Source organism: Bordetella tumbae (genome assembly GCF_965139195.1).
Classification (GTDB): domain Bacteria; phylum Pseudomonadota; class Gammaproteobacteria; order Burkholderiales; family Burkholderiaceae_B; genus Bordetella_A; species Bordetella_A tumbae.
Window position 1 is genome coordinate 31,078 of sequence record NZ_CBCSJH010000027.1, and the last position, 22,125, is coordinate 53,202.

General features: G+C 58.7%; 23 protein-coding genes. 7 read left to right on the forward strand and 16 right to left on the reverse strand.

Features of this window, described 5'->3' with window-relative positions; genetic code table 11:
• Window positions 1–111: 111 nt before the first annotated feature.
• The 5 genes from ACNA0J_RS21770 to ACNA0J_RS21790 form a co-directional block, all read right to left on the reverse strand.
• On the reverse strand, window positions 112–1,875 hold the full coding sequence (locus ACNA0J_RS21770) for a gamma-glutamyltransferase family protein (RefSeq protein WP_415820977.1): 1,764 nt from the start codon (window positions 1,873–1,875) through the stop codon (window positions 112–114).
• A 52-nt stretch (window positions 1,876–1,927) separates the two neighbouring features.
• A complete protein-coding gene (locus ACNA0J_RS21775) occupies window positions 1,928–2,944 on the reverse strand; it encodes a Bug family tripartite tricarboxylate transporter substrate binding protein (RefSeq protein ID WP_415820979.1) in 1,017 nt (338 codons plus the stop codon).
• A 35-nt stretch (window positions 2,945–2,979) separates the two neighbouring features.
• Window positions 2,980–3,996, reverse strand: coding sequence for a tripartite tricarboxylate transporter substrate binding protein (locus tag ACNA0J_RS21780; protein WP_415820980.1), 1,017 nt, complete (start codon window positions 3,994–3,996; stop codon window positions 2,980–2,982).
• Window positions 3,997–4,013: 17 nt separating this feature from the next.
• Window positions 4,014–5,036 (reverse strand): dipeptidase, encoded by a 1,023-nt coding sequence (locus ACNA0J_RS21785; RefSeq protein WP_415820981.1) that lies wholly within the window; start codon window positions 5,034–5,036, stop codon window positions 4,014–4,016.
• A gap of 81 nt (window positions 5,037–5,117) precedes the next feature.
• Window positions 5,118–6,401 carry an NAD(P)/FAD-dependent oxidoreductase gene (locus ACNA0J_RS21790; protein ID WP_415820982.1) on the reverse strand — a complete coding sequence of 428 codons (1,284 nt, stop codon included), beginning with the start codon at window positions 6,399–6,401 and terminating at the stop codon, window positions 5,118–5,120.
• A 175-nt stretch (window positions 6,402–6,576) separates the two neighbouring features.
• Here ACNA0J_RS21790 and ACNA0J_RS21795 point away from each other — a divergent pair, with 175 nt between their 5' ends.
• Window positions 6,577–7,341: an IclR family transcriptional regulator gene (locus tag ACNA0J_RS21795; RefSeq protein ID WP_415820983.1), complete on the forward strand. Its 765-nt coding sequence runs from the start codon at window positions 6,577–6,579 to the stop codon at window positions 7,339–7,341.
• Window positions 7,342–7,410: 69 nt separating this feature from the next.
• Here ACNA0J_RS21795 and ACNA0J_RS21800 read toward each other — a convergent pair whose 3' ends face one another.
• On the reverse strand, window positions 7,411–8,142 hold the full coding sequence (locus ACNA0J_RS21800; protein ID WP_415820984.1) for a GntR family transcriptional regulator: 732 nt from the start codon (window positions 8,140–8,142) through the stop codon (window positions 7,411–7,413).
• A gap of 149 nt (window positions 8,143–8,291) precedes the next feature.
• Here ACNA0J_RS21800 and ACNA0J_RS21805 point away from each other — a divergent pair, with 149 nt between their 5' ends.
• The 4 genes from ACNA0J_RS21805 (at window position 8,292) to ACNA0J_RS21820 (ending at window position 11,850) form a co-directional block, all read left to right on the forward strand.
• Window positions 8,292–9,182: a dihydrodipicolinate synthase family protein gene (locus ACNA0J_RS21805; RefSeq protein ID WP_415820985.1), complete on the forward strand. Its 891-nt coding sequence runs from the start codon at window positions 8,292–8,294 to the stop codon at window positions 9,180–9,182.
• Window positions 9,183–9,215: 33 nt separating this feature from the next.
• Window positions 9,216–10,196: a Bug family tripartite tricarboxylate transporter substrate binding protein gene (locus ACNA0J_RS21810; protein WP_415820986.1), complete on the forward strand. Its 981-nt coding sequence runs from the start codon at window positions 9,216–9,218 to the stop codon at window positions 10,194–10,196.
• Window positions 10,197–10,231: 35 nt separating this feature from the next.
• Window positions 10,232–11,230: a dihydroxyacetone kinase subunit DhaK gene (locus ACNA0J_RS21815; protein ID WP_415820987.1), complete on the forward strand. Its 999-nt coding sequence runs from the start codon at window positions 10,232–10,234 to the stop codon at window positions 11,228–11,230.
• Window positions 11,231–11,322: 92 nt separating this feature from the next.
• On the forward strand, window positions 11,323–11,850 hold the full coding sequence (locus ACNA0J_RS21820; RefSeq protein WP_415820988.1) for a dihydroxyacetone kinase subunit L: 528 nt from the start codon (window positions 11,323–11,325) through the stop codon (window positions 11,848–11,850).
• A gap of 46 nt (window positions 11,851–11,896) precedes the next feature.
• Here ACNA0J_RS21820 and ACNA0J_RS21825 read toward each other — a convergent pair whose 3' ends face one another.
• From ACNA0J_RS21825 to ACNA0J_RS21860, 8 genes are all read right to left on the reverse strand, one after another.
• Window positions 11,897–12,223 carry a putative signal transducing protein gene (locus ACNA0J_RS21825; protein WP_415820989.1) on the reverse strand — a complete coding sequence of 109 codons (327 nt, stop codon included), beginning with the start codon at window positions 12,221–12,223 and terminating at the stop codon, window positions 11,897–11,899.
• A 68-nt stretch (window positions 12,224–12,291) separates the two neighbouring features.
• Window positions 12,292–12,933 (reverse strand): fumarate hydratase C-terminal domain-containing protein, encoded by a 642-nt coding sequence (locus ACNA0J_RS21830; protein ID WP_415820990.1) that lies wholly within the window; start codon window positions 12,931–12,933, stop codon window positions 12,292–12,294.
• Complete coding sequence (locus ACNA0J_RS21835; protein ID WP_415820991.1) at window positions 12,930–13,799, reverse strand: fumarate hydratase; 870 nt, start codon at window positions 13,797–13,799, stop codon at window positions 12,930–12,932. The genes ACNA0J_RS21830 and ACNA0J_RS21835 overlap by 4 nt, the downstream gene beginning before the upstream one ends.
• A gap of 44 nt (window positions 13,800–13,843) precedes the next feature.
• Complete coding sequence (locus ACNA0J_RS21840; RefSeq protein WP_415820992.1) at window positions 13,844–14,836, reverse strand: phosphoglycerate dehydrogenase; 993 nt, start codon at window positions 14,834–14,836, stop codon at window positions 13,844–13,846.
• Between the two features lie 2 nt (window positions 14,837–14,838).
• Window positions 14,839–15,843 carry a Bug family tripartite tricarboxylate transporter substrate binding protein gene (locus ACNA0J_RS21845; RefSeq protein ID WP_415820993.1) on the reverse strand — a complete coding sequence of 335 codons (1,005 nt, stop codon included), beginning with the start codon at window positions 15,841–15,843 and terminating at the stop codon, window positions 14,839–14,841.
• A gap of 52 nt (window positions 15,844–15,895) precedes the next feature.
• Window positions 15,896–16,414, reverse strand: a complete 519-nt coding sequence (locus tag ACNA0J_RS21850) for a 3-isopropylmalate dehydratase small subunit (protein WP_415820994.1) — start codon at window positions 16,412–16,414, stop codon at window positions 15,896–15,898.
• A gap of 1 nt (window position 16,415) precedes the next feature.
• Window positions 16,416–17,804 carry a 3-isopropylmalate dehydratase large subunit gene (locus tag ACNA0J_RS21855; RefSeq protein WP_415820995.1) on the reverse strand — a complete coding sequence of 463 codons (1,389 nt, stop codon included), beginning with the start codon at window positions 17,802–17,804 and terminating at the stop codon, window positions 16,416–16,418.
• Window positions 17,805–17,873: 69 nt separating this feature from the next.
• Window positions 17,874–18,791, reverse strand: a complete 918-nt coding sequence (locus ACNA0J_RS21860; RefSeq protein ID WP_415820997.1) for a LysR family transcriptional regulator — start codon at window positions 18,789–18,791, stop codon at window positions 17,874–17,876.
• Window positions 18,792–18,987: 196 nt separating this feature from the next.
• Between ACNA0J_RS21860 and ACNA0J_RS21865 the strand changes: the two genes are divergently transcribed.
• Complete coding sequence (locus ACNA0J_RS21865) at window positions 18,988–19,641, forward strand: DsbA family oxidoreductase (protein WP_415820999.1); 654 nt, start codon at window positions 18,988–18,990, stop codon at window positions 19,639–19,641.
• Window positions 19,642–19,877: 236 nt separating this feature from the next.
• A complete protein-coding gene (locus ACNA0J_RS21870) occupies window positions 19,878–20,867 on the forward strand; it encodes a Bug family tripartite tricarboxylate transporter substrate binding protein (protein WP_415821000.1) in 990 nt (329 codons plus the stop codon).
• An 85-nt stretch (window positions 20,868–20,952) separates the two neighbouring features.
• Here ACNA0J_RS21870 and ACNA0J_RS21875 read toward each other — a convergent pair whose 3' ends face one another.
• Window positions 20,953–21,582 carry a Maf family protein gene (locus ACNA0J_RS21875; protein WP_415821002.1) on the reverse strand — a complete coding sequence of 210 codons (630 nt, stop codon included), beginning with the start codon at window positions 21,580–21,582 and terminating at the stop codon, window positions 20,953–20,955.
• Between the two features lie 43 nt (window positions 21,583–21,625).
• Complete coding sequence (gene rlmH, locus ACNA0J_RS21880) at window positions 21,626–22,096, reverse strand: 23S rRNA (pseudouridine(1915)-N(3))-methyltransferase RlmH (RefSeq protein WP_094822058.1); 471 nt, start codon at window positions 22,094–22,096, stop codon at window positions 21,626–21,628.
• Window positions 22,097–22,125: the final 29 nt, after the last annotated feature.

Here is a 22,125-nt window from a genome sequence, read left to right on the forward strand (position 1 = left end):
GATAGCATAGCGCCTTGTGCGCCAGTGTCGCGCATGCCGCCGCGCTCGAGTTCCATGGTGTAGCACAGCTTGTCGCTTGCTATGTGCTTTGGTGTGGAAATGTTTTTGACGTCACCAACCACTGGCGTACGCCGGCCTGCGCGGGTCCGCCGCACCCCATCGGACTCCTGTCTGTTGATCATATTTCACCGCGCACATTGCGCCGGCGCGCCAACTGCGGCCTGCCCACCACTGCACGGCGTGGCCCAGCGCGGTCAATTCATCGCCGATGCTGCGGTCCACCATATCCTCGATCATGAGACGGCCAGGCATCGCGTTATGGGGTTCAAACGATGAGGGAAAACTGAACGTCGCAAAGCGAGGGGCTTCGATAGCCTGCTGCAGTTCCATACCGAACACTTCGATATTCAGAAAGGTCTGCAGCATCGCCTGGCACTGCACGTCCCCTCCGGGTGTGCCAAAGGGCATGGCGTATTGTCCAGGCCTGATTGCCAGGGACGGGTTGGGCGTCAGGCGAGGGCGGCGCCCTGCGCCGACGCGGCAAGGGTGCTCGGGATCCGCCCAGGATTGGCTGCCGCGCCCGGATGCGCACAATCCCGTGCCCGGAATAACAGGCGTGTTATATGAGCCGTCGCTGGGAGTCGCGGAAAACGCATTGCCATCTTTATCAACGACGGCGACATACGAAGTGTCCAAGCGAGGATCGGTGCGGGCCGTATCGTCAGCCGTCGCGGGCTGCATAGGGATAGGACGATTCTGTGGCAAGCGGCCTGCCGCCGGCATGTCGGGGCCTGCATGGTTCATCGCAATCATGGCCAGGCGTTCAGCGGCATAGGCTTTGGATAGCAGCTCCTGTTGCGGCACGGTGGCGTAGCGCGGGTCGGCATAGTGCACTTCGCGGTCTGCAAAGGCCAGCTTGATGGCCTCGGTCAGCAAGTGGATGTACGGGGCGGAGTTGTGGCCGAGCGCACGCAAGTCTCGCGATTCGAGGATGTTCAGCATTTGCAGCAGCGACGGGCCCTGACACCAGAATCCGCAGCTATGGATCTGTGTGCCTCGAAAGTCGATGCTCAGTGCAGGGTCCACCTCGACAGAGAAATCGCGCAAGTCCTCATGGGTCAGCCAACCGCCTTCTTGTTTGTGATAGTTGACGATAGCGGTTGCGATATCGCCTTCGTAAAAGGCGCGGCGTGCGGCTGCGAGACCTGCCTGTCGGCCGCTGCCTTGGCAGGTGCGCTCTTCATCTGCCATGTATTGGAGGCTGGCGGCGAGATCGGTTTGACGAAAGATGGATCCAGCGACAGGAGGCTTGCCGCCAGGCAGGTAGACAGCGGCGCTCGAGGCCCAGCGGGCGTAGTTTTTGGCGTTGTCGGCTATCACCTCTGCCATCAGGGGATACATGACAAAGCCCTCGCGAGCCAGCCGTATGGCGCCGGCGGCGACCTCGCCAAAACTCATTGTGCCAAAACGCTCCAGCGCCGTGATCCAGGCATCCGGTGCGGCCGGGATGACTGTACGTAGAACGCCAGCGGGAATGGTCCCGCCGAATTTCTGCATGAATGTTTCCAGGCGGGTAGCGCGAGGCCAGTACCCCAGCCCGGAAATGCTCCATACTTTATTTGATTTTGCTTCGTAGACCAGGATGGGCGCCACACCGCCAACGTTGACGATATCGCTCTGGACCACACCTAGCGCAATGCCCGCCGCGACGCCGGCATCGATGGCGTTGCCGCCTTGCTGCAGAACGTCCATACCCGCTTGTGTGGCGAGGTAGTGGCCAGCCGAGATCATATGGTTCAGGCCAGCCAGGGTGGGACGCATCGATGAGGGGGCGCTGCCTGCAGTGAGGTCGGGAGCGTATGTCGTAGTGGACATGGCAATCTCTAGTAGGTGGTCAAGCGTGATCGTTCTCGAAGAGCGAGCGGAATTATTGTGGCGTGATGCCGAGCTTTTGCGTGACGGATTTCCACCGGTCGAATTCCGCGGTCAAGTATTTTCGAAACTCTGCTGGGGAACTGCCCTCGATAATGACGTCTCTATCCTCCATGGTGCGGCGGACGTCGGGATTTTTCAATGCGGTTTTGGTTGCTCTGTACAAGGCATCGACGATTTCAGGCGGCGTTCCTTTCGGTACCAGCAGGCCATACCATGAGCCGCCTACCAATGCCGGAAAGCCGCTTTCTTTCGCGGTCGGGATGTCTGGCGCCCGCTCCAGGCGTTGTTCGCTGAAGACGGCCAGTGCCTTGAGTTTGCCGTTTTTAATCAGCGGCAGCGTTGTGCCCGGGGTATCCAGGGTGTATTGCACTTGGCCCGCCATGGTGTCGTTCAACAGGGCCGAACTGCCTTTATACGGGACGTGTACCGTGTGGATACCCGAGTCCATGTTCAATTGCTCGGAAAAGAAATAATTGGCGGTCATGATGCCAGGCGAGGCGTAGTTCACCTCGCCTGGATGCGCCTTTGCGTAGTCGACCAGTTCGCGCAGGTTATTGGGCGGAAATTTCGGATTCGCCACCAGGATGAATGGACCCCCGCCGATGCGTGTGACGGGGACGAGATCACTCATCGGGTCATAAGTGAGCCCTTTTACTGTCAGTGGTGCGCCCGTCAATGGCGATGCGGTGGCGAACATCACGGTATAGCCGTCGGGCGCGGATCGGGCGACTTGTTGGGCTGCGATGGTACCGCTGGCGCCGCCCCGGTTTTCCACGACGACGGTCTGGTTGAGCTCTTTGCCCAGCTGTTGTGCCAGGACGCGTGCGACGGTGTCGGTTCCTCCACCGGGCGGGTAGCCGACGATTAGGCGTATCGGTTGATCAGGCCAGGATTCGGCGGCCTGGATGGTGGCAGGCAGCGCTGCCACTAATCCGGCTACTGCGGTGAGCCGCGCAGCGCGGCGGATACTGGATTGCAATTTCAAGAACACAACTGAACGAGTCAACATGGTGATCTCCGGCACGCGTGAGGCAGGGCAGAGGGCTATTTCGAGGCCAATCCCAGTTTTTGAACAATTTCGGCTTCTTGCTGATACTGCTCTTTCGCATAGGCCGCGTAATCCTCGCCATTCATATAGACCAGTTCCTGCCCATACTGAGTCAGGATTTGTTTGAAGGCATCAGATTCTGCGATGTCTTTGAATACGGCATGCAGCTTGGCGACTGTCTGAGGCGGCATGCCTTTGGGACCTGCAATACCAAACGGCGCATTGGCGGGCGGGGTGCCATCCAGTTCGTGCAAGGTGGGAGTCTGAGGATATTGCGCACTGCGTTGCGCGCCCCACGTCACCAACATACGCATTTTTCCAGCCTGTACCAAGGGCTGTACCGTTGTCGACCCGGCGTATGCAGAGACTTGGCCACCCAGTACTGCCGTGATGACATCCGATTCGCCTTTATACGGGATGTGACGCCACGTCACGTTGTTGCGGGTCGCGATTTGTTCCATCATGACATTCGAGGCGCTGCCCACGCTCGCTGTGCCATAAGTGATTTCGTTCGGATGCTGTTGGGCAAAGCTGATGAATTCGCCCCATGTTTTATGAGGGGACGCCGTGGGTACCGCGACACCCAATGTATACCCGCTGAGCATCATGATGTAGGTGAAATCGCGAGTGGGGTCATAGCCCATATCCTGGATGTGCGGCATGCGATAGACGGGGCTGGGCAGGATAGCGAGCGTATAGCCGTTGGGTTCTGCCGTTTTGATGGCGCGCGCACCGAGCGTCGCGCCTGCGCCGCCCCGGTTCTCGATAACGATGGATTGCCCCAGTTTGCCTGCAGCCAGCTCGGCAAATTTGCGGATGACAGTATCCGTCGACCCGCCCGCCTGATAGGGCACGATGATATGCACCGGGCGGGTGGGGTAGTCATCCGCTGCGGATCCTGTGACAGGGAAGATCGCAGCCATACTGGCTACCAAGGCGGCGGTAACGCTGGCACAACGCGCAATGGGCTGTTGTGGGGCAGCATTGCGAATGCTGCTGACGAGTGATGTCATGATGATCTCCGCGAGATTCAGTTGGCGGCCCAGGCCTGCGCAAATGCACGGGCGAAATTGCCGCCGAGCACGCCCAGAATCTGGCTGTCGCTCAACCCGGCCTGATGCAGCGCTTCGGTAAAGGCGGGAAACTGTGCCGGGGTGGGCATCTCGACGGGGTATCGTGCTTCCATCACATCGCCAAAGGCATCAGAGAAATCTCCGCCGGATTTGGCGTATTTGGTACGCGACATCACCATGACGTGGCGTACAGCCTCATAGGTGTCGACGGACGGATAGTCGGTGCCTATGCCTACATGCTCGTAGCCCACCAGGTCTCCGATATATTTGACGTTCGCGACGAAGTCCGACAGCAGTGGTTGTTTCTTCGGATCGCCACTCCAGTTGAGGTAGGCGTGAATGCTGCAGCCAATGACGCCGCCCGTGGCTGCTACTGCCTTGATGACGTCGTCCGACTTGTTGCGTGGACGCTTGATCACTGCGTTGGCGTTGGCATGGGTCAGAAAGACGGGCCGGGTGCTGCGTGCCGCGGTGTCCAGGCAAGTCTGGGGCGCGCAATGGCTCAGGTCGATTGCTATGCCGACGCGGTTCATCTCGTCGATCATATTCAGTCCCAGATCGCTCAAGCCTGCATTGCGTTTTTCAAGGCATCCGTCGCCGATCAGGTTTGCCTCGTTGTAGGTCAGCTGAATGACACGAATGCCGAGTGTGTGAAAAAGCGCGACACGGTCGATTTGATCGCCGAGAGGTTTGGCATTTTGCCAACCCATGATCAGTCCGAGCTTGCCGGTTCGCTTGGCGCGCGCAATGTCTTCGGCATTTTCGACAAGCAGCCAGGGGCTATCAGGCGCCGCACAACGTTGCCGCCATAGCATGGCGTCCTTGAGTGCCTGCTCGAAATCGGCGCCCATGTCGCTGATCGTGACGTTGATGGCGCTCACGCCGCCGCTCAACATGTCGCGGGTACTGCCATCACTAAAGAAAACCAGTCCATCGACAATCGTGGCTTGGCGGTGCAAATCGGCGGTGTGGCTGACCATGAACTAATTCCCTTGCTATTGAGGTGATTATTTGGACTGAATGAATGAGGTGAGGCGCCGGCATGGCGCTATGCGTATGGCTTAGCGACGGTATCGGTCATAGCGGAATGGCTTCAAGTCAACGGTGGTCTGTTGGCCCTGAATGAGCTGAGCCATGGCCTCGCCAGCGGCAGGTCCAATACCAAAGCCGTGACCGGAAAATCCCGATGCCAGAAACAGGCCGGGCACATCGGGGACGGCGTCCATGACAGGCATCGCATCCGGTGTGACATCGATGTAGCCCGCCCAGGATTGTGCGATGCGGGCGTTATGGAACGCCGGAAAAGCATCCGTCAATTTTTTCCAGGCCTGAGCGTTGCCCCGCATCGACGGGTGCGGATCCAACACGCGATGGCGTTCGAATGGCGACTCGCGATCCGCGGGATAACGGCGAGGCAGGGACAGCTCTTCGAAAAACCGTTTGCCGAATCTCAATCGCACAAAGCTGCGATTGGCCAGCCACGAGCGCATGAAATAACGCATCAATCTGAAACTATCGGGGACGACATCTGCCATCGACGCGCCGAACTGCGATACGGTGTAGCCGCCGTCTGCGCGCTTGCGGCAGGTAAAGTCCTTGCCGTTGATCGCTGCGGTCGAGCCGGTATCGATGGGTGTCGTACGTAGTACCGAGCCGCGAACCTTCAGCTGGGGAAAGTCAGCCCCCAGGTTGCCGCAAAACAGCCTGGACCAGGCGCCGGCGGCGATCAATACTGTGGTGGTTTCGACGCGCCCCTTTTCGGTGAGCAGGGCGGATACTCGCCCCGCGGACTGCTCTACACCACGCACGGCGCAGTCCTCCAGAATTTGAGCGCCTGCGGCGCGCGCCAATGCGGCGATCCCGGTTGTCGCCAATTGGGGTTCGGCAACGCCATCGGTGGCGCTGTACATGGCCCCGGTCCAGGCTCGGGCGGTTTGGGGCAGCAGGCGTTTGGCTGCCGCACTATCTAATAGATGCGCATCGGTGCCATAGGCTCGTGCATGGTCGATCCAGGCTTGGTGCGAGGATGTGTCCGCATCATTGTCCTGCAAGTACAGCATGCCTGTACGGCGAAATCCCACGTCTATTTGTTCCTGGATTTCGCCCCAAATCTGGTTCGAACGTATCGCCAGCGGGACCTCTGGCAGATCGCGTCCCAGCGTCCTGACCCATCCCCAATTGCGGGAAGACTGCTCACAGCCCAGCGCCGCCTTTTCAAACACGGCGGTCCGGACGCCAGCGCGGGCGAGGGCGTAGGCGGTACTGATGCCGATGATGCCGCCGCCCACAATGGCGACCTCGACATGATCCGGGAATGCGGCTGATTGACTGCTTCTGTGCTGCAACGGTTACCTCTTCTTTTGCTATTTATTATCGCTATACGATAAATAAAAGTGTATAGCGATATAATGTTTGGAATTTATACTGCAAGCCCGTGAGCGCGGCAACGTCTGGGTTTCCCTAGGGAGGGCTATGACTGCGCCTGGCTGCCATCTACGTTCCGCCAATTTCGGAGTTTGAATGTCTGAGCCTTCCGCACTGATGATCCAATCGTTGGAGAAAGGGCTGTCGGTGCTCGAGTCGTTTCGAGCCCATGCTTCGCTGAGTTTGCAGGAGATAGCCCAGATCAACGGCATCACGATGGGGTCGGCGCAGCGCGTGGCGTACACGCTGGAGCGCACAGGCTATTTATCGAAGGACGCACGCAGCAAGCGTTATAGCGTGACCGTCAAAGGCGTCGGGCTGGGGTACAGCTATCTGTATCGGCAGCCGTTGTTCCAACACGCGCACGCGGTGCTGCATCAACTCAATCAGGAATGCGGAGAAATCGTCAACCTGAGCGTCCCAGATGACGGGGACAACATGGTCTTTGTGATGCGGGTTGCCCCGGCGCGCCATATCCCGGAGTACATGCCCGTCGGCTCGCGTATTCCTTGCATATCCTCCGCGTCGGGGCGTGCTTTATGGGCGCATTTATCGCCTGCGGAACTCGATCAGAAGCTGAGGACTGTCACACCGATCAAGCACACACCGCGCACCACCACCGACATGGCTGCGTTACGAACGTTGATTGAGCAAGCGCGCCATGATCAGTATGGCTATGCGGATGAGGAGTTTTATGCGGGGGATGTGAACGTCGCGTCTGCCATCTATGACGAAACGGGTACGCCGATCGGGGCAGTGAATATTTCTGTTCCCAAGCCGCGCTGGTCATTGGACCGCGCGCGGCAAGAACTGGGGCCGTTGGTCATGCGTGCGGCGAGGGTCATCAGCAAGCGTAAATAGAGCGGTGTCGCGATTGAGCGATCAGGGCGTTGTGTTTTCCTCACCGCAGGGCATCGCGATATCTGTTTATCATGCCTCGCGTTCGAGTCCGAACATGCCCTCCAGCACACGGTGTTTCGATTGCTCGATGTGCTGCATCATGTTCGCAAGCGCTCGTTCGTGATCGCCGGCAGCCAAGGCCCTCAAGAACCCCAGATGTTCTTCCATGGCGGGCACGACCTGCACAGGCCGCATCGACTGGGCATCGTAGCGAATCAATCGCACGTGAAGGCTATTGACCCGATAGATCTCCGAGAGAATTTCGTTGCCGATGGCATCGACCATCTGGTCGTGCAGCCCCCAGTCGACGGATTGGGCATCGCGCTCCAGTGCGTCGTCAGGTGTGGATGCCAGCGCGCGTTTGAGGATCGCCTCGTGGCTTTCGATGAGCTCATTGATCGAGCTCTGATTCACGACTCTACAGAAATTGATCACCGCCTCGCGTTCGATCATCGTGCGGACTTGCCAGGCATTGCGGATCAGCTTCATATCCACGGTAGCGATCTGCAGGCCTCTCTGTGGCACGGTTTTGATCAGCCCTGCCGCCTCTAGACGCGGGATGAGTTCCCTGACCGCCGCAAGCGGCATTTCCAGCATTTCCATCAGCTCGCGCTGAGAGACGAACTGGCCTGGCAGGATGCGGGCGTCGATGATCTGCTGGCGAAATCCTTGGTAGGCGAGGGCGCGCTGGCTGAGCGATGCCGTGGCAGCAGTGCCGCTGGACGACTTTGCCGAGCGGGGTTTAACAGAGGTTGTGTTCATAGGTCGAATACAGCAAGCCGGACATAAATTTGATTGTGCCTGATCTACGGGTTATCACTAACATATAACTAACATGTTAGTTGGTGTATAGTTCGAGCTCAGCGAAAGGGATAGTACCCCTATTGATTGTTTTTGCAAACGGAGTGTGTATGGGATTGGATCTCACCGGCGTTATTCCGCCGCTCGTTACCCCCTTTACGGCAGATGGCAGCATTGACGAGGCTGCGTTGCGCAAGGTCATTCGGTTTAATCTCGACAAGCAAGTACACGGTGTCTGCCCGGGTGGAAGCACTGGCGAAGGCCACACGCTGACGATCGACGAGTTCAAGCGCGTGATGGAAATCACGGCAGCCGAGGTCGCGGGACAGGTGCCTATCGTGGCGGGGATTATTTCCAATAGCACCCGGGATGCCATCAATCGCGCTAAGGCCATCGAGCATCTGTCTGTCGCTGCACTGCAGGTGACCCCGGTGCATTATCTGTTCAAGCCGGATGAGCAGGCCACGCATAATCATTTCAAGGCCTTGACACAGGCCGTGGATACCCCGGTCATTATTTATAACGTCGTGCCTTGGAATTATCTGAATCCTGCTCAGATGATTCGCCTGATGTCCGAATTACCCGGCGTTCAAGGCATCAAGCAAAGCCAGGGCGATCTGAAGCTGATGGCCGATCTGCTGTTGGGCGTGCCCGAGGGATGCAAGGTGTATTCCGCTGTGGACGCGTTGCTTTATTCGTCGTTCGCGCTCGGTGCGCACGGCACGATCGCCGCGACGCCGGCTGCGTTGCCTGGCGTATGCGTCAATTTATGGAACACCGTTCAGGCCGGCGATCATGTGAAGGCCGTCGAGATGCACGCCGCCATGCTGGCATTCTGGAATGCGCTGGTGGGAGATAACTTGCCCGCGAATATCAAGACGTCGATTGCGCTCCAGGGCTGCGAAGCAGGGCTGCCGCGTGCACCGATGCCGGCAACCTCGCCTGAACAACGCCAACGAATCGAAGCGGCGATGGCGGCAGTGTTGCGCTTTGACCGTTAAACCATACGCGATCAATAAGAGAGGAGACGACAGATGAATATTCAACGCCGCAGCATGATCAAGCTCGGGGCGGGTTTATGTGTGGGCGCCGCGATCGGCAGGCCTGCCTGGGCGCAGTCTTATCCGAGCCGGCCCGTGACGCTGGTCGTGCCGTTCGCGCCCGGGGGCAATACGGATATTGTGGGCCGGACCATTGCCACCGCATTGGCAAAAGTGCTGGGCCAGTCCGTGGTGGTGGACAATAAAAGCGGCGCTGGCGGATCGATCGGGGCGTCACAGGTGGCGCGGTCTGATCCGGATGGCTATACCTTGCTGCTGTGCGGGGCCGGTGTCATCGTCACGGTGCCGCAGATGGTCAAGACCAGCTATAGCCGCGACAGCTTTACCCCGCTGGGCCTGGTGAACAAGAGCTCGATGGTGTTGCTGGCCCGTGGGAATGACGAGCGTTTCAAAACACTGAAGGATTTTGCCGAGTATGCCCGCGCAGAACCGGGGCGGGTCAACGCGGCCCACTCGGGGCCTGGAACGCCGAATCATTTGGCGTTGATCCAGACAGAAAGCCTGCTCAAGGCGCAGTTCACGGTGCTCAGCTACAAGGGGGCCAACCCTGCATTGATCAGTCTGCTCGGCGGGCAGATCGATGCGATGTTCGATCAGGTGCCCAGCTGCCTGCCGCATATCAAGAGCGGTGCATTGAAGGCATTGGCCGTGTTGGGGCCTGAGCGGGATCCCATTATTCCAGACGTGCCGACGATCGCTGAACTGGGATTTGGCAATATCGACGGCACTACCTACGTGGGCATATTGGGGCCGAGTGGCATGCCCAAGGAGCTGCGGGATCAACTGGCGAATCTGATCGCGCAGGCGGTCAAGGATCCGCAGGCGGTCAAGAGCGCGACTGAGCTCGGCAGTGTGGCTTATTCCAGTACGCCGGCAGAGTTTACGCAGGTGTTGAACGCCGAGTATGCGGTTGCAACACAGGCAGCAAAAGACGGTCGACTGAAAGTCGACTGAGGCGATGCGGCGTAAATAGCGAGTGAATCAATCCCGTGAAAAAAATTCTCAACAATCCCCAACACTATGTCGATGAAATGCTGGAGGGGCTTTGCGTCGCCCATCCTGAACTCAAACGAATGGGTGACGATGGCCGCGTGATTGCGCGCAACCGAGGAGCGGTTGCCGGAAAAGTAGGTATTGTGACTGGCGGCGGATCGGGCCATCTGCCTGTGTTTCTGGGCTATGTTGGCGAGGGCTTGCTGGACAGTTGTGCGGTAGGCAATGTCTTTGCAGGCCCTCGGATGGCGGATTGCATGGAGGCAGCGCGCGCTGCTGATGGGGGCGCGGGTGTTTTGCAGCTATACGGCAATTACGGTGGCGACCGTATGAACTTTGATATGGCGGCAGAGATGCTTGAGCTGGAGGGTATTGCTACGGCATCTGTGCGTGTGACGGATGATGTGGCGAGCGCGCCGATCGATCAACAGGAAAAGCGCCGAGGCGTGGCGGGGTTGGTGTTGGTCTACAAGGTGGCTGGCGCGAAGGCTGCTGCGGGGGCGTCGCTCGAAGAGGTTACACGCCTCGCGAACAAGGCGAATGAGGCTTGCCGTTCTATCGGTGTAGCGATTACGCCGTGCGTGGTGCCAGAATCGGGCAAGCCCTCGTTCACGATTCAGGACGGAGAGATGGAGTTCGGCATGGGGATTCACGGAGAGCCGGGACTCTGGCGTGGGCCGCTGAAAACCGCTGATGAATTGGCCGATGAGATGCTCAGCCATTTGATGCCTGAGTTGGCGTTGTGTCAGGGGAGTCGCGTCGGGGTCATCGTTAACAGCCTGGGGGCGACGCCAGCGGAAGATCTGTATATCCTGTTCCGACGAGTGGCTGCCGTGATGCGGAGCAAGGGAGTTGAAATCGTGCAGCCGTTGGTCGGCAGATATGCGACTTCCATGGAGATGACAGGTGCGTCGTTGACCTTGATGAAATTGGATGATGAGCTGGAGCAGTTATTGACGGCGCCGGCGGATTGTCCGTTCTGGAGGGTGCATTGATGTTGTCTCAGTCTGAATTGAAAGCTGCCACGGGTCGTTGGTGTGTCGCGATGCGCGCAGCGGCCCCAGAATTGAATGAATTGGATGGCAGGTTGGGCGATGCGGATCTGGGGGCGACGCTCGACAAATGTGCCGTTCTGATTGAGCAAGAACTGTTGAGCCTGCCTGATGATTTGGACGGGGCTTTTAAAAAGTTGGCACAGGCTAGCGCTAGAGCGTCGGGCTCGAGTTTCGGTACGCTGTTGACGGTGGCATTCATGACTGCTGCGAAAAAAAGCGCCGGCAAAACGAGTTTGAGTCGATCAGACATTGCGGATCTGCTCACTGTTGTGATTGAGGCCTTGTCTGCCAGAGGAGGCGCCAGCCTGGGAGATAAAACGGTTTTGGATGGGCTGCAGGCGATTTGTGTGGCCTTGCAAGCAGCGGCTGACGAAGACTGTCTCTTACCTGTGGCCCGTGATGCCGTGCAGAGGGCGCTCGATGAATTCCGTGACAGGCCGAATCGGATAGGGCGCGCTCGCATGTTTGCGGATCGAACTATCGGGATGGATGATCCGGGAATGGTGGCGCTGTTGAGGATGGTGGAAGGGCTTTCCGTGCAGAGCGATGCGCTTGGTTAAAACCAAAACTATTTCAAGGCTCGGCCCAGTTTTGGTGAGAGCCAGACTATTCAATACCTTGAGGACGTGCCGCGCCGCATTGCCAGCAGGTGGTGAATTGCGGCTCCAGCCATTCTCCGCAGTCGCCGCAGTGCCAGTTGAATCTGGCGCCGAATAGCTCGTTCTTTACTGGACCCTCAATAATTTGCATGGCCACGGCTTTGTCGTGTTCGTTTTCCAGCCAGATGTCCGGGCCGCATTGATCTACCGGGATTTCCCCTGCGCCGCCTTGCATGTAGCGGTTCGTGAGGTGGCAGGTGATGCCGGCCTGAGTTAGCAGGTTGACCCAATGTTGAGCCAGCATTAAATCGGGTGCTCGCATTAGTCGAATCATGGGCGCGTCCGGAGGAGGGCAGACGCGTTAATCATACGGCAAGTAGACGCAAAATCTTGCGTGTCTGTTTATGGGCCGTTCCTGCAGAATTCAGCGCGGCCGGCGTCCAGCTCCGACAGGATGGTATCCATGGCGGCGCTGGCCTGCGCTTGTGCATCGGCATAGCAACTGTTTCCATGCGCATCAATGGCTACGGTGACTGGCCCTAGCCCTTCGACCTTTAGCCGCACTACGCGGTAGTGGGTCAGCATATCGGGCCAGCCGATTTCCAGCACGCCGCGCAGCGATTGCGACAGCAGGGTGCAACCTCCCCCCAGAAAGGAGAGATAAACGCAGCCGGTCTCTTTCATTGCCTCGACCGACGCCGCATCCAGCCCGCCCTTGCCGCCCACGGCATGCAAACCCAGCTGGCGGATCAGCGCAGGCATGTAGGGATTGAAACGGGTGCTCGTGGTGGGATTGATATAGAGCACCTGGAAGCTGCCATCGGCTGCCTCCTGACTGTAGCTGCCGATGTGAAACAGGCAGCCGTCGTGCAGTTGCAGAGGTAGCGGTTCGGCCCCGTCGAGCGCTTTTAGCAGGCGCTGGTGCGTGGGCAGGCCGGCCGTTACGACTATTTCGCCATCCAAGATCAATTGGTCACCGGCACGAAGCGAGCGTGCGTCCTCGGCCGACAGCGGGAAATTCATACGATGCGTGCGGATGCTCATTCTACGATCTCCACTCGATTGTCGTTGTAGATCCGCGCGCGGGTGCGCCGGTTGATCCAGCAGTTGAAAGCCACGGCCACCGGGGTAAAACCATGGCCGGCACAGTAGTTCACGTTGACCGATAGCGCGGTACTATCGCCGCCCGTCCCCATGGGGCCGAAACCGGTCTTGTTGATGGCTGCAGCCAATCGACGCTCCATGTCGGCCACCAGTGGTTCGGCATGGCGTTCTCCGATAGGGCGCAAAGTGGCCTCCTTTGCCATCTTGGCGGCGTAGTCGAAAGAGCCGCCTACGCCTACACCGATCACCACTGGCGGGCAGGGCTGCGAGCCCGCCTTGCAGACGGTGTCGATGACGTATCGCTCGATAGTCGCCAGATCGGGAAAACTGAAGATTTCCAACGCTTCCCACCGTCCCGAACCCAGTGCCTTGGGGCTGCAGGTGATGTCCACACAGTCGCTGCCATCGACTAGGTCAAAGGTGGTGAGCGGCATGCCCTTGCCAGCATGGCCTCGCTCTAGCGTGAGCGGGTGGGTGACGTGGGGCAGCAGGGGCGGCTGAATGTTGCCCACCAAGTCCGCAAACCCGTCGGTGATGGCCTGGCGGACATCGCCCGCGAAGCGCGCCTGGGTGCCGACTCGCACAAAGAACACCGGCACACCGGCATCCGAGCAAATGAAGTGATTGTCGCGTGCTGCGGCGTCTGCGCTTTCCACCATGATGCGCAGCGTGTGCCTGGCGGTTTCGCTGCGATCAGTGGTTTCCAGTGCGAGGAGGGCAGAACGGGTGTCGGACGGAATTCCGCGTAGCGAGCGGTCGTAGAGCTTCGCTGTGACACGGCGGATGGTTTCGGGTTGGATGGACATTATGCGGCCTCGGCCGAAAAAGTAGGGTAGTGATCGTGCACCGATCAATCCCACGCGGTGGGATTGATGACGTGGCGCGGCATTCTGCCGGCTAATGCGGTGATGACGCTCTCAGCCACGGACATTGCCACCCTCTCAATGGATTCGTGCGTAAAGGTGGCCATGTGCGGCGTGACGGTGATGCCTTCGACATCGATCAGGCAACTAGGACTGCCCACCCCCTGTTGCTGCAGGACATCGACGGCTACGCCTGCCAAATGGCCACTGCGGATGGCTTGCACAACGGCCTCTTCGTCCAGTAAACCACCGCGCGAGGTGTTGATCAGGTAAGCACCTCGTTTCATCTGTGCCAGCGTGCGTGCGTTGATCATGTGCCGCGTCGAGTGATCGAGGGGCAAATGCAGCGTCACGATGTCTGCTTCCGCCAACGCTTCATCGAGTGAGCAGAAACGCACACCTTGTTCCCGGCCGAAATCCAGGTCCGGCCGCGGACAGACAGCAAGCACCTCCATGTCGAAGCCGCGAGCACGTTTGACCACACCTCGGCCGATGCGACCCAGACCCACGACGCAGATCTTCTTGCGCCAGGCCTCGGTTCCTGTGAACCGCTCCCATCCATGTGCTCGCACGCTGGTCGACGCGCGGGAAATGCCGCGCATCGCTTCCAGTATCAGGGCAAGGGTGAAATCGGCGACACTCTGGTCGTTGGTCCCGGCCGCGATGCAGACGATCACGCCGTTGCGGGTCGCCGCCTCCAGATCCACGTTGTCGTAGCCGACACCCGGCCGGGCGATCAGCTTGAGCCGGTTGGCTGCTCCGATTACGGCTGCGTCCATGGGCTCCATGGCGAACACCAGAGCGTCGATGTCCCGTACCTGTTCTACCAGCCAGGCCCCATCGATTGGGGCCGGCGTGTTTCGGACGATGACTTCATGGCCCGCTTCCTGCATTAATGCGATGGCTTTCTGGGACTGGGCCACGCTCTTGGCTGTGACGAGTACTCGCCCGGAAATGCCGTTGCGGATTGGTTTTTTCACGGTCACTCCATCTTGATGTCGAGACGCTTGAGTACGGGTTTGAGACGCTGCTCTTCCGAGTCAATGTACTGGGCCAACTCTGCTGCATCGGTCACCCGCAATTCGACGCCGGCCGCCGCCAGGCGCTCCCTGCGGGCCGGATCGGCAGCGGCTGCCTGCATACCGCTTAGCAGCTTGGCACGGATGTCCGCGGGCGTGCCGGCGGGGACAGCTACGCCGTACCAGGATTCGGAAATGAACCCCGGCATTCCTGCCTCGGCAGTGGTGGGAACGTCAGGTAACAAGGGCGAGCGCTGGGGCGTGGATACCGCCAGGGGCCGGATCTTTCCGTTCTTCACGAAGGGTACCTGCGGCGGGATGTTGACGAACGACACCTGGACTTCGTTACCCGCCAGTGCCATCACGGCCGGCGACGCCCCTTTGTACGGAATATGGGTGATGCGAGCCCCGGTGAGATCCTTGAACATCTCGCCAGCCAGGTGTGGGCCGGTTCCCGCGCCTGCGCTCGAATAGTTCAAGCTGCCAGGATTCTTTTGGGAATAGTCGACCAGTTCCTTCAGCGAATGTACGGGGGTTTCGGCATTCACGGAAACCATGCTGCCGATGACACTCCACATGCCCACCAGTTCGAAATCCTTCTTCGCGTTGTAGGGGATCTTGGGATTGATGAGAGGCATGATCACATGCGTGGCCGGGCCGATCATCAATACGGTGTAGCCGTCCGGCGCCGAATGGGCCACCGCGACGGCGCCCACGATGGTGCCGCCGCCTGGTTTGTTGTCGGTAATGACGGCGGCGCCGTTGAAAGCTGTCTTGAGGCCGTCGGCAAGTTCGCGGGTCAGCAGGTCGCCCGCGCCGCCCGCTGCATACGGGTGCACGAGGCGGATCATCTTGTCAGGGTATTCTGCGCGTGCCAATAATGGCGAGACCGCCATCGCGCCACATAGCAATGTGGCAGCGGCACGCCGGACGCTCGCTGGCAAAAATGCCGAGTATTTGATTTGCATATTGTCTCCGTGGATATTATTGGTATGTCCATGCAATCGCAGGTGAGAGCCGTTAGCGTTGTTGAAACTCGTTTTGAAGGGCTCGAACCAGGCCGCCGGCCCGCCAGATGGCCAGCATTCGCTCAGAAAATGGTTGCGCGGACAGTGTTCTACCGTCGGCGAGGGTGATCAGGCCATTGGCGGGATCGACCCCAATGGTGTCTCCGTTGCTGACGTGGGCCGTGATGCCGGGGACAGTCAAGATCGGCAAGCCTTGTGATAAGGCGCGCCTGACAAATCCAGATTCGCAGGATTCCACGAGAACCACTGAAATACCGGAGAGTTTGATGGCTGCACTGACTTCGATATGGTTATGGTGGGCAAAATTCTTGCCGGCCACCACGATGTCACCCTCTCGCACTTCCGATGGAAACCGCGGGTTGAGTCTGCGAAAACACATGGACCGGAGCAGAGGCGCATCGAAAGGCTTGCCGAAGCCATCACGCACTGCGGAAAAGTCGATGATCCCGTCATCGCCGGAGACCTGATCACCGAATTTCCAGACTCGTCCTTTCAGCTGGGGGTCTTCCATATCAGTCCGCTTCCATCAATGCGTTAGGGGATCGTGCTTCTCCCAGCAAAATACGTGGGTCCACGATTTCTCCGCAGACAGCGGAGGCGGCCACGGTCAGAGGTGAGGCCAGAAAAATGCGAGCGGTTTCTGCGCCATTTCTGCCTTGGTAATTGAATTGATGGGTGGATATGGAGTTCTCGTTCTCGTTCAGTACGCCGAGATAACCCCAACAGGTATTACAGCCGGGAGAGAGTACGGTTGCGCCCGCGGTGGCGAAAATTGCTAGCAACCCTTCGCGGGCAGCTTGTGCGTATACGTTCTGACTGCCCGGCGAGATGTACAGGGTGACCTTTCGGGCAATGGTGCGGCCGCTCAAGATGGCGGCCGCGTCGCGCATGTCTTGCAGCCGATTGCCGGCGCACGATCCAATGGTTGCCTGATGGATAGGGGTACCTGCAAGCAGCGACACCGGCTGTGCCCCGGTGAGTTCGGGCGGCACTGTGACTAATGGCTCGATGCAGGACAGGTCGATGTCGATGACCCGTTCGTACTGCGCATCGGGGTCGCTGAAGATGGTCTCATAGGGGCGGCCGTTCGCGCGCTCGTCGACATAAGCAAGCGCCACGTCGTCCACTTCCATGATCGCGGTGTCCGACATCGTGTGAAAGGTCGAGGCCAGAATCGTTTGTCGGTCGTCAAGCGTGAGGTCATGTACGCCGGGGCCGCCATATTCGACGCAGCATTGAAGGAATTCGCCGCTTCCATAATCTCGGATGATGGATTGAACAACATCGCGGGCGGAAACCCCGAATGCCAACTGGCCGAAAAGATTGATGCGAACGGTCTTCGGAACGCGAAGCCAGTTCTCATCCTTTAGCAAAGGAACGAGAATATCGGCGGATGTAGGTATGTTCAATGCGCCGACAGCACCAATGCTGGCGATATTCCCTTCGTCAGAGAAGACCAGCGAGCCAGGTCTGGCAAATCCTCGTTCCACGAGTACCAAGTGACGCAGACCGGTATTGGGCCCAAAGAAATTCTCGATGCCGAATCTCTCGGTGAGTTCCTTGAGCAGCTTGTGGGTTGCGGCATGCCGAGAGCCTACGGCGGCTGCAGCGGTGTGATCGATGACGATAATGGCCTTGTCGGGCCGAGCAAGCCCTTTGGCACCGATTTTTTCGAGATTCTCTTTATGTGTGGGCCAGTAAAGCTCCTGCGTTACGACATGGTCTGGAACGCAACTGAGATACTCACCCACCTCGACATGCTCGCGCCCGGCATGGCGCGCGATAATTTTCTGTGCGATGGTTTGGCCGCGGTGCGTACTGGGCGCGACAGTCGGCTCGCCGACGTTGGGGGGCATGAGGCTGTCTCCTTTATCGGCTGCGGCTGGCAGCCGGTCCCGCATATGCGGATTTGTTCGGGAGAAAGTCTAGATATGCCCTTCAGTAAGATCAAATGAATAGTTCTGCGCTATTCATGCATACGAATCATCTTCTTTCGTTGTCAGATGCATCTTCAACAGGGTCATCGCTTGATCGCGCAGCCATTGCTCCTGTGCGCTCGGCGTATCGTCCCCGCGGGACAGCAGGCACAGCGTTCGCTTGATGATTGGCGCCTTGATAGGCACAACGGCTACGCCAGAGTTGGGCGGGACGAAGAGGCGCGGCACAATAGCTAGTCCCAGACCCGCGCGCACCATATCCAGGGCCATGGCGTTATGAAGCGCTTCATAACGCCAACGCAAGCGCTCGCGCAGGTGGCCGAGTGCGCTGTCGATGGTTGCGCTGTTACCCGAAGTCAGGCTGATCCGGATCATGGACTCGTTTTCGAGGGTGGAGCAATCGACATTCGGTTGTTGGGCAAACCGGTGCTGCGGCGGACATGCGAGTACGAAATGCTCGTCGCCTATCGATTCGACTTGTAAATCACCATAGCCCTGTTGCAGTACCGACACTCCAAATGACACGACGCGTGACTCGAGTAGCTCTACCATCTCTCGGACAGAGGTATCGAAGACTCTGACGAGTGCGTCCGGCCAACGGTCTTTGGCCGCTAGGAGTAAAGGACTTACCAGTCCGTGGCTCAGGCTAGGGAGGCAAGCAAACGCCAGCCAATCGGGTGCATTTTGGCCGTGTTTACGGATGGCGTCGCAAGACATGCCAAGCTCCTTCACCGCACTGCGCGCGGTGGGAAGCAAAGCGCGGCCAGCTTCGGTGAGCGTGACGTCGCGTGTAGTACGGGCAATCAACTTGACGCCGAGTGTTTCTTCCAGCTTCCGCATACGGTGGCTGACGGCTGTTTGGGACAGGTTGAGTTCTGTTGCGGCCAGTTGAAAGCTGCCGGTTTCGACAATTGCCAAGAACGCTTGAATGCCGAGGAAGTCGATATGCATATTCTTTGTAGTCCACGTGAGGCATCTCAATTCTCAGTACGTTCAACGTTAACAACTTTTTGCTGTACGTGGAATCTCGGCAGGGTCCCTATATACTGGTCAAGCACGTGTTAGATTGATGTTTTAGCCGCCAGCTCGTATTTCTTTGTATTTGATGCATAGATTTACGCTATCAGCGCATTGTCCGGAGCCATTCATGTCCAAAAAAATCAAAATCGATTTCGTATCCGATGTCGCTTGCCCGTGGTGTGCGGTAGGCTTGGGTGGTTTGCTGACGGCTATCGATCGCATTGGCTCCGAGGCGCAGTTCGACATTCATATGCAGCCGTTCGAGCTGAATCCGGATATGCCCAAGGGTGGGCAGAATACGGGCGAACGTTTGATGAAGAAGTACGGCTTTGACCAGGCGCGTTTGCAAGAGAACCGCAAGGTGATTGCAGAACGCGCGGCGGCGGTGGGGATGCCGATGCATCAGACGGAAGAAAGCCGTTCCTACAATACGTTCGGCGCACATCGATTGCTGTATTGGGCAGGTACGCTGGGGCAACCGCAGCAAGTCGCACTCAAACGGCAATTGCTGAAGGTCTATCACTTTGATAATTACGACACCAGCGAGACCGAGGTGTTGGTGCAAGCCGCGCAAGACGTGGGACTGGACGCGGACGCTGCGCGTGATGTCGTGGCGTCCGGACGCTATACGGATGAGGTCCGCGCAGAGCAGGCGAAATGGCGCGAGTTGGGGATTACCTCTGTGCCGTCAGTGATCATTAATGATAAGTATCTAGTGTCTGGCGGGCAGCCGCCCGAGGCGTTTGAGCAGGCGTTGCGTCAAGTTGCCTCGGAGGCGTGATAGCTAGCGCGTCGTATTCAACGGCGCGATACCTTGAGCTGACGATGTCGTAATCAGACCGGCAGGTATCGCTACGCCTCGGCCGTTCGCCGGCGTCAATGTGATGTCGTGGCATGCACGTGCCGTGCCGCCGACGTTGTCGATTCCTCGTAGCAACCGTATATCGCTGAAGGATTGCGCTATCGTAGCGATCCTTTGTGTTCCTATTTCGATTTTCTCTGATCAGGCGTTTTACTATGACCACAATATTGCGTCGTTATAAACAAGTTGCGCTAGCACTCTCTCTCGGGCTGTCCGCTTTGTCTGCGCAGGCAGAATCGGTGGACAGCTATCCGAGCAGACCCGTCACGATGATTATTGGCTGGGCGGCTGGCGGACCGGCGGACGGCGTCGGGCGCATGGTGGCCGCCGAAATGGGCAAGCATCTGGGTCAATCCATTGTCGTGGACAATAAGGGCGGGGCGGGCGGCAATATCGGCTCGGTGGCTGCTGCGCGCGCTACGCCTGATGGCTACACCATTATGTTGGCGACTGTGGCATCGCACGGCTTGAATTCTGCGCTGTACGACAATATCGGATATGACTCGATCAAGGATTTTGCGCCAGTGGGGTTGATCAATACCTCGCCTTCGACGATGTTGGTGCCGCTGGATTCGCCGTTTAAAACGGTCCAGGATTATGTGGCGTATGCGAAAGAGAATCCGGGGAAATTGACATACGGCTCCGGCGGTGTGGGCTCGTCGCAGCATCTGGCGGGAGCGAGTTTCAAGACACGTACCGGGATCGATATTTTGCATGTACCGTTTAAAGGCACGGCGCCTGCGTTGACGGATGTGATGGCGGGCCGTATCGATATGATCATCACCACGGGTGCGATGGCGCCGATTGCTTCGGGCAAGGTGCGTCCGCTGGCGATCACGGCGAAATCGCGAATTGCCGCGTTGCCCGATGTGCCGACGTTTGACGAGGCGGGGGTCAAAGGGTTTTACATGGATTCCTGGTATGGGCTCGTGGCACCTGCCGGGACGCCGCGTCCGGTTTTGATCAAGCTGAATGACGCGTTGACCAAAGCGCTGCAAGATCCGGAGCTGCGTAAAAAGTTCGTGGATCTCGGCTCGGTACCGGCTGAACCCATGTCGATCGACGCGTATTGGGACATGGTGCAAAAGGGGATGGTCGAGGCAGCGGAGCTGGTGCAGATTTCCGGGGCGAAAGCGGAAAAGTAATTACGTTGCGTTTATCTGCACAAAAAATGGCCAGCCTGTGAATTTTGCAGGCTGGCCATTTTTGATGGGGACGGCTCTGATGAGGCTACGGTAGCGCTATGCCCACGCGGCGCAGCAGGTTCGCCGTTTCGAACACGGGCAAGCCCATGACACCGGTATAGCTGCCGGATAAATGGGCGATGAATGTGCCTGCGAGACCTTGAATGCCGTATGCGCCCGCTTTGCCAAAGGGCTCGCCGCTGTCGCAGTAGCGGGCGATATCGTCTGCGCTAAGCGTGCGCATGCGGACTTCGGAGATCGATACGTCTTCGTGCAGTTGGCCGTCGTGCCACAGGACGACAGCGGTGTGAACGTGATGGCTGGTGCCGGACAGGCGGCTTAGCATGTCGGTGGCGTGAGCGAGGTTGGTAGGTTTGCCCAACACCTCGCCTTGCAGGATGACAGTGGTGTCGGCCGCCAGGATCGGCAGCGTTGGCAGTGACTGGGACGTCATCCATTGTTGTCCGCGCTCGGCTTTTTCGCGGGCAGTGCGTTGGACGTAGTCTGCCGCGGTTTCACCAGCATGCTGCGGCTCGTCTTCACCCGGAGGCGCAGGGACCTGTAATACGGTGTGAGCTAATCCGATCTGGGTCAACAGTTCACGGCGGCGCGGGCTAGCCGAGGCGAGATAGATCTGTGAGGTCATGGTGCTGAGAGCAGGGCTTGGGTTTGCCATGAGTGAGCTGGATGATCTGTGTACACGCGAGAGGTGGACAGATTCAGGCCCGATGATACGGGTGATTCGTCATGATCGCCCAGGCACGATAAAGCTGTTCGGCCAGCACGACACGCACCATGGGGTGTGGCAGGGTCAGCGACGAGAGACGAATCTGCCCGTCGCTGGCGGCCTTGAGCGAGGCGTCCAGGCCATCCGGGCCTCCTACCAGGAACACCACGTCCCGGCCATCGCCGCGCCATTGTTCGAGGCGTTGCGACAGGGCCATCGTGGTCAGGTCGCGCCCGCGTTCGTCCAGGGCGAGTTTCAAGGCGCCGGGGGGAATGGCAGCCTCGATACGGCGGGCTTCTGCCGCCATCATTTGGGCGGGCGTTTTACCCGTCGTGCGTGGCTCGGGTTTGATTTCGCGGAGTTCGAGCGCGCAGTCGGCAGGCAAGCGTTTTGCGTAATCGTCCCAGGCAGTTTCGACCCAGGCGGGCATGCGGTTGCCGACGGCGATGACGATGAGTTTCACGTGATGGCCTCTGGCTGGAGAGAACTCAC

What these genes read in the sequence shown, in the direction of transcription:
- ACNA0J_RS21770 (WP_415820977.1), bottom strand. Translation starts at nt 1,875, where the DNA reads ATGTCCACTACGACATACGCTCCCGACCTCACTGCAGGCAGCGCCCCC.
- ACNA0J_RS21775 (WP_415820979.1), bottom strand. Translation starts at nt 2,944, where the DNA reads ATGTTGACTCGTTCAGTTGTGTTCTTGAAATTGCAATCCAGTATCCGC.
- ACNA0J_RS21780 (WP_415820980.1), bottom strand. Translation starts at nt 3,996, where the DNA reads ATGACATCACTCGTCAGCAGCATTCGCAATGCTGCCCCACAACAGCCC.
- ACNA0J_RS21785 (WP_415820981.1), bottom strand. Translation starts at nt 5,036, where the DNA reads ATGGTCAGCCACACCGCCGATTTGCACCGCCAAGCCACGATTGTCGAT.
- ACNA0J_RS21795 (WP_415820983.1), top strand. Translation starts at nt 6,577, where the DNA reads ATGTCTGAGCCTTCCGCACTGATGATCCAATCGTTGGAGAAAGGGCTG.
- ACNA0J_RS21800 (WP_415820984.1), bottom strand. Translation starts at nt 8,142, where the DNA reads ATGAACACAACCTCTGTTAAACCCCGCTCGGCAAAGTCGTCCAGCGGC.
- ACNA0J_RS21805 (WP_415820985.1), top strand. Translation starts at nt 8,292, where the DNA reads ATGGGATTGGATCTCACCGGCGTTATTCCGCCGCTCGTTACCCCCTTT.
- ACNA0J_RS21810 (WP_415820986.1), top strand. Translation starts at nt 9,216, where the DNA reads ATGAATATTCAACGCCGCAGCATGATCAAGCTCGGGGCGGGTTTATGT.
- ACNA0J_RS21825 (WP_415820989.1), bottom strand. Translation starts at nt 12,223, where the DNA reads ATGATTCGACTAATGCGAGCACCCGATTTAATGCTGGCTCAACATTGG.
- ACNA0J_RS21830 (WP_415820990.1), bottom strand. Translation starts at nt 12,933, where the DNA reads ATGAGCATCCGCACGCATCGTATGAATTTCCCGCTGTCGGCCGAGGAC.
- ACNA0J_RS21835 (WP_415820991.1), bottom strand. Translation starts at nt 13,799, where the DNA reads ATGTCCATCCAACCCGAAACCATCCGCCGTGTCACAGCGAAGCTCTAC.
- ACNA0J_RS21845 (WP_415820993.1), bottom strand. Translation starts at nt 15,843, where the DNA reads ATGCAAATCAAATACTCGGCATTTTTGCCAGCGAGCGTCCGGCGTGCC.
- ACNA0J_RS21850 (WP_415820994.1), bottom strand. Translation starts at nt 16,414, where the DNA reads ATGGAAGACCCCCAGCTGAAAGGACGAGTCTGGAAATTCGGTGATCAG.
- ACNA0J_RS21855 (WP_415820995.1), bottom strand. Translation starts at nt 17,804, where the DNA reads ATGCGGGACCGGCTGCCAGCCGCAGCCGATAAAGGAGACAGCCTCATG.
- ACNA0J_RS21860 (WP_415820997.1), bottom strand. Translation starts at nt 18,791, where the DNA reads ATGCATATCGACTTCCTCGGCATTCAAGCGTTCTTGGCAATTGTCGAA.
- ACNA0J_RS21865 (WP_415820999.1), top strand. Translation starts at nt 18,988, where the DNA reads ATGTCCAAAAAAATCAAAATCGATTTCGTATCCGATGTCGCTTGCCCG.
- ACNA0J_RS21870 (WP_415821000.1), top strand. Translation starts at nt 19,878, where the DNA reads ATGACCACAATATTGCGTCGTTATAAACAAGTTGCGCTAGCACTCTCT.
- ACNA0J_RS21875 (WP_415821002.1), bottom strand. Translation starts at nt 21,582, where the DNA reads ATGGCAAACCCAAGCCCTGCTCTCAGCACCATGACCTCACAGATCTAT.